Raw genomic sequence first — 11,537 nt, forward strand, 5'->3', positions numbered from 1 at the left:
CGTGATCGTCGATGCGGGCCGCTCACCTGCGATGGATCAGGCCCCGGCGGGCTCGGACTCCGGTTCGGCCACCGTCGGCTCCAGCTCGACCGGCAGCCGCTCCGCCGCGCGGTAGTCGATCGCCGCCTTCACGAACGCCGCGAACAGCGGGTGCGGGCGGGTCGGCCGGCTCTTGAGCTCCGGGTGCGCCTGGGTGCCCACGAAGAACGGGTGGATCTCCCGGTCGAGCTCGACGAACTCGACCAGCCGGTCGTCCGGCGAGGTGCCGGAGAAGACCACGCCCGCCTTGCTCAGGCGATCCCGGTAGGCGTTGTTGACCTCGTAGCGGTGCCGGTGCCGCTCGTGGACCTCGCTGCTGCCGTAGGCCTCGGCGACCAGCGATCCCTCGGCCAGCTTCGCCGGGTAGGAGCCCAGCCGCATGGTGCCGCCCATGTCCCGGTCGCCCGAGATCACGTCGTGCTGATCGGACATCGTGCTGATCACCGGGTGCTGGCAGGGCTCCTCGAACTCGGTGGAGTTCGCCCGCTCCAGCCCGGCCAGCGACCGCGCCGACTCGATCACCATGCACTGCAGGCCCAGGCACAGGCCGAGGATCGGGATGCTGTTGGTGCGCGCGTAGCGGATGGCGCCGAGCTTGCCCTCGATGCCGCGCACGCCGAAGCCGCCCGGGATCAGCACGCCGTCCACCCCGGCCAGCGCCTGCGCGGCACCGGCGTCGGTCTCGCAGGTGTCCGAACCGACCCAGGAGATCTCGACCTTGGCGTGGTGGGCGAACCCACCGGCGCGCAGGGCCTCGGTGACCGACAGGTAGGCGTCGGGCAGGTCGACGTACTTGCCGACCAGGGCGATGCGCACCCGCTCGGACGGGTTGTGCACCCGGTCCAGCAGGTCGCCCCACACCGACCAGTCGACGTCGCGGAACGGCAGCCCGAGCCTGCGCACCATGTAGGCGTCCAGGCCCTCGCTGTGCAGCACCTTCGGGATGTCGTAGATCGACGGCGCGTCCGGGCAGGCCACCACGCCGTCGGTGTCGACGTCGCACATCAGCGCGATCTTGCGCTTGAGGTCGGCCGGGAGCTCGCGGTCGGCGCGGCACACCAGCGCGTCGGGCTGGATGCCGATGTTGCGCAGGGCCGCCACCGAGTGCTGGGTGGGCTTGGTCTTCAGCTCTCCCGACGGCGCCAGGTAGGGCACCAGCGAGACGTGCAGGAAGAAGCAGTTGTCGCGGCCCACGTCGTGGCGGACCTGGCGGCAGGCCTCCAGGAACGGCAGCGACTCGATGTCGCCGACGGTCCCGCCGACCTCGGTGATCACCACGTCCGGGGTGACGCCGTTCTCGTCGGGCTCGGCCATGGCCCGGATGCGGGCCTTGATCTGGTCGGTGATGTGCGGGATGACCTGCACCGTGTCACCCAGGTACTCGCCGCGGCGCTCCTTGGCGATGACCGCGGAGTACACCTGGCCGGTGGTGACGTTGGCGTTGCGGGTCAGATCGCGGTCCAGGAACCGCTCGTAGTGACCGATGTCCAGGTCGGTCTCAGCACCGTCCTCGGTGACGAACACCTCACCGTGCTGGAAGGGGTTCATCGTCCCCGGATCGACGTTCAGGTAGGGGTCGAGCTTCTGCATGGTCACCCGCAGTCCGCGGGAGGTGAGCAGTTCGCCCAGGCTGGACGCCGTGAGTCCCTTCCCCAACGAAGAGGCGACGCCCCCCGTTACGAAAACGTGCTTGATAGTGCGTGCTTGCGGCACCAAGAAAAGCTCCCCGTGGTCAAGCCGTCGCCTGGCTGGATTTCTGCGCTGGCAGGACGGCTGGATCCGTCGCTCCCACGGAATTCCAGCCTAACGCACGGCGGTCGGAGCCCGCACCGAGACCCGCCTTACGCGAAAACGGCGAACCGGCCGGGTCAACCGCCATCCGGCGGTCTTCCGGCCGGTTCGCCGTGACGTCTCGGTGAACGGAACGGGACCAGGCGTGAATCCGCGGGTCACGAGTCGCCGCGGGTGCCCGGCACGGGCCCCTGCGCGCTGCTGGCCACACCGTAGTGCCCGCTCTGCCGGTCCGCCTGCTCGCGGGCGGCCAGCACGACCGCGACGCGACCGGCGCCGGTCTCGGCGTTGTCCACCGTCGACAGGGCCGTGGCGATCGCCGGGTCGACCCGCGCCACCCCGACCGCGCCGCGGCCGTCGGAGGACCCGCTCTCCCCGGCCAGCACCGCGCCCTGCCCGGAGCGGTCGATCTGGGTGGCGAAGCGCGCCAGCGCCGTGGCCCGGTCCGCGGCGTTGTCGCCGGCGAGGCGACCGCCGGTGAGCACCACCGCCAGCTGCGCGGGCCGCAGCCCCTCGGAGGCGGTCGCGTAGCCACCCCCGGCCAGGCCGGACAGCGCCGCGGCACGCGCGTCGTCAGCCGCCTGCGGCTGCCCGGTCTGCGGGTTGACCAGCGTCAACGGGCCGATCAGGCCGCCCGCGAGAGTGCCCGGGTCGGCGGCCGTGGGCAGCTGGACCCCGGCCGGCAGCAGCTGGGTGACCACGCCGCGCAGCTGGTCCGTGCGGTCCGGGTCGGTCAGCGCCTCACCGAGGCGGACCTCGCCGGTGACGTCGGCACCGGAGTCGCGCAGCAGCTTCGCCATCGCCGCGCGGCGGCCGTCCTCGACCTCGGGGGAGCTGATCAGCACCACGCTGCGGCCGGTGAGCTGGCCCTGCACCGCCAGCGGCGCCACGGTGGTGTCGAACCGGTCGGCGGCGTCGGCCTGGGCCTTGAACTGCGCGCGCTCGGCGCCGAGCTGATCGACCTGGGCCTGCAGCTCCTCCTTCTCCCCGCCGACGGACTTGAGCAGGCCCTCGCTGACCGAGCTGGTGCCGAGCACCACGCCCACCGCCAGCGCGAGGAACACCGCGGCGATCGAGATGATGTGGTAGCGCAAGGTGATCACGAGAACAGCCCCTTGAAGTACGCCGAGACGACACCGGCGGTGTCGGCCAGCTGGTCCACGACCGCGGCTCCGAGCCCGGACACCAGCAGCGCCACCACGACGACCGCCAGCACCGCCAGCACCAGCAGGACCACCGCCGACATCGGGGTGCGGCTGCGCTGCAGGGTGGCGACGGCGGCGCCGTCGATGACCTTGCTGCCCAGCCGCAACCGGGTCAGGAACGTCGACGGGTTGGAGCCGGAACGACCGCGGTCGAGGAACTCGCTGAGCGTGGCCTGGAACCCGACGGTGATGATGAGGTCGGCCTTGTGGGCGTCGGCCAGCAGCAGCGCCAGGTCCTCGGGATTGCCGGAGGCCGGGAACGTCATCGCGCCCACGCCCAGGTCCTGGATGCGCTCCAGGCCGGGCGCGTGCCCGTCCAGGTGCGCGGGGATGACCAGTTCCGCGCCGCAGCGCAGCGTCTCGGTGCTCACGGTGTCCGGGGTGCCGACGATGACGCTCGGCTTGTACCCGGCGCGGTGCAGCGCGTCGGCGCCGCCTTCGACGCCGATGAGCACCGGCTTGTACTCGCGGATGTAGCGCTTGAGGCGCCGCAGGTCGTCGGCGTGGCCGTAGCCGGGCGCCACCACCAGCGCCTGCCTGCCCTCCAGCGAGCCGGTCAGCTCGGGCACGCCGATGCCGTCGAGGATCAGCGTGCGCTCGGTGCGCAGGAACTCGATGGTGTTGGCCGAGAACGCCTCCAGCTGGGTGGCCATCCCGGCCTTGGCCTCGATGAGCTGGTCGGCGATCGAGTTGGCGTCCTGCTCGACGCCGCGCCCCAGCTCGCGCTCCCCGGCGAACACGCCGCCCTCGTGCAGGCGGATCTTCGCGCCGTCCTTGACCTGGTTGAGGATGTCGTTGCCGACCCCGTCGATGAGCGTCACCCCGGCTGCCAGCAGCACCTCGGGGCCGAGGTTGGGGTAGCGCCCGGAGATCGACGGCGCCGCGTTGACGACCCCGATCACCCCGGCCGCGACCAGGGTCTCCGCGGTTCGGCGGTCCAGGTCGGCGTGGTCGATCACCGCGATGTCACCGGTGCGGACCCGGCGCGGCAGATCACCGGAGCGGCGCTCCACCCTGGCGACCCCGGCGAGACCGGGCAGCTCCTCCTGCTGTCGAGTCAGCAGTCCGCTGATTTTCATGCGCCGATGGTGACAAACCCATCACCGATCGTGTCCGCGCCACGCCGAACCCGCTGCGTCATATACCGCAGCGAATGACCCGCCGTTCAGCCCAACAAGCAACAAGCGTCAGGCAAGCGCCGCAGGCGCTTTCTCACCACCCCGAGCAAGCAACCGGCACCGCCGCGGGTTCTGACACGTCTTCTGGGGAGGACAGCCGACGTGTCGTGTATCGGCATACATAAGCGTCGGATCCCGGAGCCAGAAGGCGTGTCAGGTTCCGCTACCCGCGCCGCCAAGCAACAAGACCACAGAGCATTTAAGACTTCCTCTTTCCGCCCTTGGACTTTCGACCGAACTTCTCCTGGGTCAGCTTGTAGGTGTTCGCCGTCTCCAGGAGCTCTTCGGCGTGGGCGCGCCCGGTTTCGGTCGAGTCCATCCCGGCCAACATGCGGGCCAGCTCCACGACCCGGCGCTCATCGGCGACCAGGCGGACGTCGCTCTTGGTGAGACCGCCGTCGACCTGGCCCTTGTCCACCACCAGGTGCCGGTCGGCGAAGGCCGCGACCTGCGGGAGGTGGGTCACCACGATGACCTGGTGGGTGCGGGCCAGCCGAGCCAGCCGTCTGCCGATCTCGACCGCGGCGCGGCCACCGACACCGGCGTCGACCTCGTCGAAGACCAGCGTGGGAACCGTGTCCGCGTCGGCGAGCACGACCTCGAGCGCCAGCATGACGCGGGAGAGCTCACCGCCCGAGGCACCCTTGTGGATCGGCAGCGCGGGCGCACCCGAGTGCGCGATCAGCTGCAGCTCGACCTCGTCGACCCCGTCCGGCCCGGCGTGCAGCGCCCGACCGTCGACCGGCAGCGCGTTCTGATCGCCGTCCTCGGCTTCCTTGGGGCTCACCAGGACCTGCAGCTTGGCCTGCGCCATCGCCAGCCCGGACAGCTCCTCCGAGACCGCCTCGGACAACCCGACGGCGGCCTCGGCGCGGGCGGCGCTGAGCGCCTGGGCGTGCTCGGCGAGTTCCACGGCGAGCTCGTCGCGGCGGGCGGCCAGCGCGGCCAGCGCCTCCTCCGAGGTGTCCATCCCGGACAGCCGGGAACGGGCGTCCTCGGCCCAGGCCAGCACCCCGTCGACGTCGGCCGCGTACTTCTTGGTGAGCTGCTTGAGCTCGGCTTGACGTGCCAGCACCTGCTCCAGGCGAGCCGGGTCGGCGTCGAGCTTGTCGAGGTAGGCGCCCAGTTCCCCGCCCACGTCGGAGAGCACCGCGACGGCCTCGGCCACCCGCGGCTCCAGCTCCCGCAGGGCCGGGTCCTCCGAGGACGCCAACCTGCGCACGGCCTCCCCGATCAGCCCGAGCGCGCCCGGCGCCTCCGGGTCACCGTCGGCGGAACCGGACAGCGCGTGCTGGGCCCCGGCCGCGATCTCCCGCAGCTGATCGACGTCGGCGAGCCGCCGCGCCTCGTCCACCAGCGAGACGTCCTCGCCCGCTTCGGGGTTGACGGCTTCGATCTCGGCGAGACCGTGCCGCAGCATGTCGGCCTCGCGGGACAGCTCGCGGGAGCGCTCGGTGCGCTCGGTGAGCTCGCGGACCGCCTCGGCCCACTCGGCGCGCACCCGTTGGTAGTCGGCCAGGACGCGCAGCACGGGCTCCCCGGCGAACCGGTCCAGCACCGCGCGCTGCTCCCCCGGCCGCAGCAACCGCAGCTGGTCGTTCTGCCCGTGCACCGCCAGCACCTGCTCGGACAGCTCCGAGAGCACGCCGTTGGGCACCGAGCGGCCGCCCAGGTGCGCCCGGGAGCGCCCGTCCGAGGTGACCGTGCGCAGCGCGATCAGGCTTCCGTCGTCGTCGGGTTCGGCACCGGCGTCCCCGGCGACCTTCGCCGCCGGTGAGTCCGGGGTCGTCGCGAAACGTCCCTCCACGACGGCCCGCTGCGCACCGGAGCGGACGCGCGAGGCGTCGGCCCGGCCGCCGCTGAGCAGGTGGAGGCCGGTGACCACCATCGTCTTGCCCGCGCCCGTCTCACCCGTGACCACGGTCAGGCCTGCGTGCAGTGCGAGCGTGGCGTCGTCGATGACGCCCAGTCCCTGGATACGCATCTCCGCCAACACACACAGCACCCTATCGGCACCGAGGCCCGCGACACGCCCCACTGCGGTGATCGCCACCGAAATCGTTAGACAGTGTGTTCGAGCCCTGAGTGCCCGAACCCGGGTGCCCGAGCCGCGACTACGTGGCGGGCCCGCGCCACCCCTGCACGGGCAGCTCGAACTTGCGCACCAGCCGGTCGGTGAACGAGGTGTCGTGCAGCCGCACCAGCCGGATCGGCGTGGACCCGCCTACGACCTCGACACGCGCACCCGGCGGCAGGTCGAACTGCCGCTGCCCGTCGCAGCACAGCACCGCGTGATGACCGTGCTGGTCGACCTCCATCGCCACCAGCGAATCCCGCGACACCACCAGCGGTCCGGCGAACAGCGCGTGCGCGTTGCTCGGCACCACCAGCAGCGCCTGCACGTCCGGCCACACCACGGGGCCACCGGCGGAGAACGCGTAGGCGGTCGACCCGGTCGGGGTCGAGCACAGCACGCCGTCGCAACCGAACGCCGACACCGGATGCCCGTCGACCTCGACGACCACGTCGAGGATCCGCTCCCGGCTGCTCTTCTCCACGCTCGCCTCGTTGAGCGCCCACGTGCTGGCGACCTGCTCGCCGTTGACCGTCGCGGTGACCTCCAAGGTCATCCGCTCGTCGACGTGGTACCGCGACTCCACGACCGCGGCGATCGCCTCGTCCAGCGCGTCGGAGTCCGCGCCGGCCAGGAATCCGACCCGGCCCAGGTTGACGCCGAACAGCGGAACCCCGGCGGGCCTGGCCAGCTCCGCGGCGCGCAGCAGCGTGCCGTCGCCGCCGAGCACCAGCACCAGCTCGGTGCCCACGGCCGGGTTCTCGTCCGGACTCGTGACCTCGCAGGCGCTGTCGCGCAGCTCGTCGGCCTCACCGGCCAGCGCCCGCACCGCGATCCCCGCGTCGAGCAGACGACCGGCGACCTTCTCCGCTGTGCGCAGGTTCTGCTCCCTGCCGGTGTGCACCACCAGCAGCACCCGTCGGGTCAACTCCCACTCCCTTGCCGGGGTGATTTCCTGGTCGAGTTCTGCGGGCCCCGCTCGACGGCGTCGGCCACCAGGCGTTCCGCGCGGTCGTGGTCGGGGTCGGTTCCGGGGCGCAGCCAGACGAAGTACTCGACGTTGCCGGACGGTCCCGGCAACGGGCTGGCCACCACGTCGCGCAGCCCGAGCCCGTGCTCGGCGGCGAAGTCGATCACGTCGAGGACGGCCTCGGCGCGCAGCTGCGGATCCCGGACCACGCCACCCGAGCCTAGCCGCTGCTTGCCCACCTCGAACTGCGGTTTCACCATCAGCGCAAGATCGGCCGAGTCGCTGGAGCAGGCGACCAGAGCGGGCAGCACGAGCTTGAGCGAGATGAACGACAGGTCGGCGACCACCAGGTCCACCTCGCCGCCGATGTCCTCGGGAGCCAGCGCCCGGACGTTGGTGCGGTCGTGGATGCGCACCCGGTCGTCGGTCTGCAACTTCCACACCAGCTGGCCGTAGCCGACGTCGACCGCCACGACCTCGCGGGCCTCGCGGCGCAGCAGCACGTCGGTGAACCCGCCGGTGGACGCGCCGGCGTCCAGGCAGCGCTTGCCCGCCACCGACAGCCCGCCGGGTTCGAAGGCCTCCAGCGCGCCGATCAGCTTGTGGGCGCCGCGCGACGCCCAGCCGGGATCGTCGACGTCCTCGGTGACCAGCACCGGGGCGTCGATCTCCACGGCCGTGGCGGACTTGCGCGCGACCATCCCGCGCACCGTCACCCGGCCCGCGGCGACGAGCTCCCCGGCGTGTTCGCGGGATCGGGCCAGTCCGCGCCGAACCAGTTCGGCGTCCAGGCGCGCCTTGCGAGGCACTTCGTCAACTCCGAGGGGTGTTCTGGGACTGCAGGTGGTCGGCCTTCGACAAGGCCTCGGTCAGCGCGCTGTGCACGTTCTCGAACCGCTGGACGTGCTCGGCGACGGGCTGCTCGCGCACCTCGTCGAGCTCGGTCATCGCCGCCGAGATCGCGTCGATCGCCGACTGCCCGTCGTCGGCCTGGCGGGCCAGCATCGCCGGGTTCGGTGCCTGCTGCCACGGAGAGGTCATGGGCGGGTTCTCCCCTCGATCACCGGACCGGGGTCATCGGGTCCGGGCCACCGGCGCCCGCGCGATCGCCGCGCGGCGCCGCCTTCACGCTAGCCGAACGGTCCGCGCCGTTCCCGTCAGGTCAGTCGATCTCCAGCGCTCGCAGCGCGTCGCGCGCGGCGTCGTCGGTGCCCACGACCTCCACCGGGCCGGAACCGGCCTTCCACCACGCGGCGCACAGCGCGCGCAGGGCACCGAACTCGTCACCGCCGCCCAGCGCGGACAGCTCAAGTCTGCTCCCGACGGTCACCGACCAGGCCGGTTGCTCGGCGATCGCGACCTCCGAGGCAGGGGCGTGCAGACCGCGCAGGTCCACCGACACGTGGTCGGCACGTTCCGCCGGGATCGCTTCCAGCAGGTCGCGGGGCGTGTTGACGCCGGTCAGCACCATCAGCGACGGCATCCCGGCCTTGACCGCGCCCGCGATGTCGGTGTCCAGCCGGTCGCCGACCATCAGCGGTCTGCTGCCACCCGCCGAGGACACCGCGCGGTCCAGCAGCGGCCGCTCCGGCTTGCCCGCCACCACCGGGTCCTGGTCGGTGGCCGCGCGCAGCAGCTCCACCAGCGACCCGTTGCCCGGCAGCAGACCTCGCTCGGTCGGCAGGGTCCGGTCGGCGTTGCACGCCACCCACAGCGCGCCGTCGCGGATCGCCAAGCAGGCCTCCGCGAAATCACCGTAGGTCAGCTCGTTGAACAAGCCCTGCACCACCGCCACCGGCTCGTCGGCGAACGCGTGCACCGGCACCAGGCCAAGCGCGTCCACTTCGGACTCCAGCGCGGGAGAACCCGTGACCAGCACGCGCGATCCGGCCGGCAACTTCTCGGCGAGCACGGCCGCGCCCGCCTGGGCGCTGGTGCTCACCTCGCTGCGCTCGGCGTCGAGCCCGAGCCCGATCAGGTGGTCCACGACCGCCTGATCGGGCTTGGAGGCGTTGTTGGTGACGTAGCGGACCGGGACGTCGGCGCCGTGCACGCGCTGGATCGACTCCAGCGCGTGCGGGACGAGCTCACCGCCCCGGTAGACCGTGCCGTCCAGATCGAGCAGCACAACGTCGTGATGGTCCAGCAGCGTGCTGCTCATCGCGTCTGCGATCCTCCTTCGGCCGCAGACCCGGTGACGTTCTCACCGTCCTCGTCAGCCGCCGCGATCTCATCATCGAGTGCGTCGACCTCGGAGTCCAGGTCGTCAGCGAGAGGATCCTCATCCGCTTCGCCGTCGAACTCGTCCCCTTCGTCGTCGTCCTCGTCGTCATCGATCTCCGCGGCCGCCTCGGCCTCGGTGACCAGCTCCTCGACGACCTCCGGGCCACCGATCTGCACCGCGAGCTCCTCCAGGCGCTCCGGGGCGTCGGTCTCCTCCTCGTCGTCCGCGTGCGCGGCGTGGACGAACCAGGTGAACGCGTCGCGCTCGCGGCCGGCGGCCAGCAGGTTGTCGGCGTAGGCGTAGAACAGCCGGGCGCTCCACGGCTCCTGCCGCTTCGGGTCCAGCTCCGGGATCTGCAGGCTCACCACGGACGCCTCGATCTCGTCGAGGTCGCGGCGCGCACCGGCGGCCACGATCCGCAGCTCGATCTCGTCCTCCTTGTCGAGCTGCAGCGCCTCCTCGCTGCGCACCAGCTCGATGGCCCGCTCCGGGCGCCCCAGCGCCCGCTCGCAGTCCGCCATGATCGCCAGGTGGCCGGGGCCGCCGCCCATCCGGCGCGCTGCGCGCAGCTCGGACAGCGCCTCGCTCCACTCCCCCGTCAGGTACGCGGTGAGACCGTTGGCCTCGCGCACCGACGGGGTCCGGGATGCCTTCTGCCGCGCGAAGCGGGCGTGCTCCAGGGCGCGCTCCGGGTCCTCGTCGATCAGCTGACCGGCCGCGACCAGGTGCTGCGCGACCTTCTCCGCAGCGCCCTTGGGCAGCGACAGCAGTTCGCGGCGGATCTCCGGGTCCAGCTCGGACGGGTCGACGCCCTCCTCAGGCAGCGCCGGCTCGACGGGCTTCGGAGCCTCGTCGTCCTTGCGGCGCTCGGAGCGGCGGTCGTCGTCGCGCTTGAAGCCGCCCTTCTTGAACCCGTCCTTCTTGAAGTCGTCGCGCCGCCCGCCCCGGTCGTCGCGGTTGCGGTTGTCGCGCCGGTCGTCGCGGCCCCGGTCGTCGCGGCGCGGGCGGTCGTCCCGGTTGCGGTTGTCGCGGTCGTCGCGGCGGGGACGGTCGTCGCGGCGGTAGCCGCCTCGGTCGTCGCGGTTGCGGTCGTTGCGGTAACCGCCCCGGTTGTCGCCACCCCGGTTGTCCCGGCGGAAATCGCCGCCCCGGTTGTCGCGCCGGTCATCACGGCCCCGGTCGTCGCGACCGCGGTCATCGCGGCGGGGACGGTCGTCGCGGCGGTAGCCGCCTCGGTCGTCGCGGTTGCGGTCGTTGCGGTAACCGCCCCGGTTGTCGCCACCCCGGTTGTCCCGGCGGAAGTCACCGCCACGGTTGTTGTCCCGCCGGTCGTCACGGCGGAAGTCACCGCCACGGCGATCGTCGCGGCCCCTGTTGTCGCGGCCCCGGTCATCGCGCCGGAAGTCATCACGACGCGGGCGGTCATCGCGGCGGAAGCCGCCGCGATCATCGCGCGGGCCTCGGTTGTCCCGGTCGCCCCGGAATCCGCCGCGATCGTTCCTGTCGTTGCGGTGGCCGCCGCCCCGGTCATCCCGGCGGTCGTTGCGGGGGCCGCCGCGGTTGTCGCGGTCGTTGAAGCGGCGCTGACCGCCGTCGTTGTCACGGCGCGGGCCACCGTAGGAGCCGCGCCCCTGGGAGTTGCCGCCCGGCTTGCGGTCGTAGTTGCCGCGACCGCCCTGGCCGCTGCGGCCGGCACCGGCCCCGCGGCGGGGGCCGCCGCGCCTGTCGTCGGAACCGGACACCGAACCTCCTGAGAAAGAAAAGCCACAAGATCGCACCGGGGAAGCGCTCCCCGGCTGAGCGCGTCCGGCATCGCGGGGTCTTGATCGACCACCTGCGCTCGCACCGTCATCCGAGCCCCCGAGCAGGGGCTGAACAGCCGCGACCGAACCGCCTTCACCAAATCGTACAGCTCGCCGACGCGCTCCGAGCTTCCGGGACCACGCGCCGACGGCCGCACGACGAAAAAACGGGGCCGATTGATCCGCGAATGGGATCAATCGGCCCCGTTGTAAGGAATGTGTCGGCGGTGTCTTACTCTCCCACACCCTAGCGA

At 72.1% G+C, this 11,537-nt stretch carries 9 protein-coding genes; all 9 read right to left on the reverse strand.

Annotated features, from left to right (window positions below):
* Positions 1 to 36 precede the first annotated feature (36 nt).
* Positions 37 to 1,752, reverse strand: coding sequence for a CTP synthase (gene pyrG / locus QFW96_RS12395; RefSeq protein WP_406691715.1), 1,716 nt, complete (start codon positions 1,750 to 1,752; stop codon positions 37 to 39).
* Positions 1,753 to 1,988: 236 nt separating this feature from the next.
* Positions 1,989 to 2,933: a copper transporter gene (locus QFW96_RS12400; RefSeq protein ID WP_281455737.1), complete on the reverse strand. Its 945-nt coding sequence runs from the start codon at positions 2,931 to 2,933 to the stop codon at positions 1,989 to 1,991.
* Positions 2,930 to 4,114 (reverse strand): putative cytokinetic ring protein SteA, encoded by a 1,185-nt coding sequence (gene steA / locus QFW96_RS12405; protein ID WP_281455738.1) that lies wholly within the window; start codon positions 4,112 to 4,114, stop codon positions 2,930 to 2,932. The genes QFW96_RS12400 and steA overlap by 4 nt, the downstream gene beginning before the upstream one ends.
* Before the next feature lie 298 nt (positions 4,115 to 4,412).
* Entirely contained in the window at positions 4,413 to 6,209 is a 1,797-nt protein-coding gene (gene recN, locus QFW96_RS12410) for a DNA repair protein RecN (RefSeq protein ID WP_281455739.1), read from the reverse strand.
* Between the two features lie 118 nt (positions 6,210 to 6,327).
* The gene (locus QFW96_RS12415; protein ID WP_281455740.1) at positions 6,328 to 7,215 is read right to left on the reverse strand and encodes an NAD kinase; all 888 of its coding nucleotides are present in this window, start codon (positions 7,213 to 7,215) and stop codon (positions 6,328 to 6,330) included.
* The gene (locus QFW96_RS12420) at positions 7,212 to 8,066 is read right to left on the reverse strand and encodes a TlyA family RNA methyltransferase (RefSeq protein WP_281455741.1); all 855 of its coding nucleotides are present in this window, start codon (positions 8,064 to 8,066) and stop codon (positions 7,212 to 7,214) included. The genes QFW96_RS12415 and QFW96_RS12420 overlap by 4 nt, the downstream gene beginning before the upstream one ends.
* A gap of 4 nt (positions 8,067 to 8,070) precedes the next feature.
* Entirely contained in the window at positions 8,071 to 8,298 is a 228-nt protein-coding gene (locus tag QFW96_RS12425; protein ID WP_281455742.1) for a hypothetical protein, read from the reverse strand.
* Positions 8,299 to 8,419: 121 nt separating this feature from the next.
* Positions 8,420 to 9,418 carry an HAD-IIA family hydrolase gene (locus tag QFW96_RS12430; protein WP_281455743.1) on the reverse strand — a complete coding sequence of 333 codons (999 nt, stop codon included), beginning with the start codon at positions 9,416 to 9,418 and terminating at the stop codon, positions 8,420 to 8,422.
* Positions 9,415 to 11,223, reverse strand: coding sequence for a hypothetical protein (locus QFW96_RS12435; RefSeq protein WP_281455744.1), 1,809 nt, complete (start codon positions 11,221 to 11,223; stop codon positions 9,415 to 9,417). Before QFW96_RS12435 ends, QFW96_RS12430 begins: the two co-directional genes overlap by 4 nt.
* Between the last annotated feature and the right edge of the window lie 314 nt (positions 11,224 to 11,537).

Origin of the sequence: Saccharopolyspora ipomoeae, assembly GCF_029952525.1 — a bacterium.
Taxonomy (GTDB): Bacteria; Actinomycetota; Actinomycetes; order Mycobacteriales; family Pseudonocardiaceae; genus Saccharopolyspora; species Saccharopolyspora ipomoeae.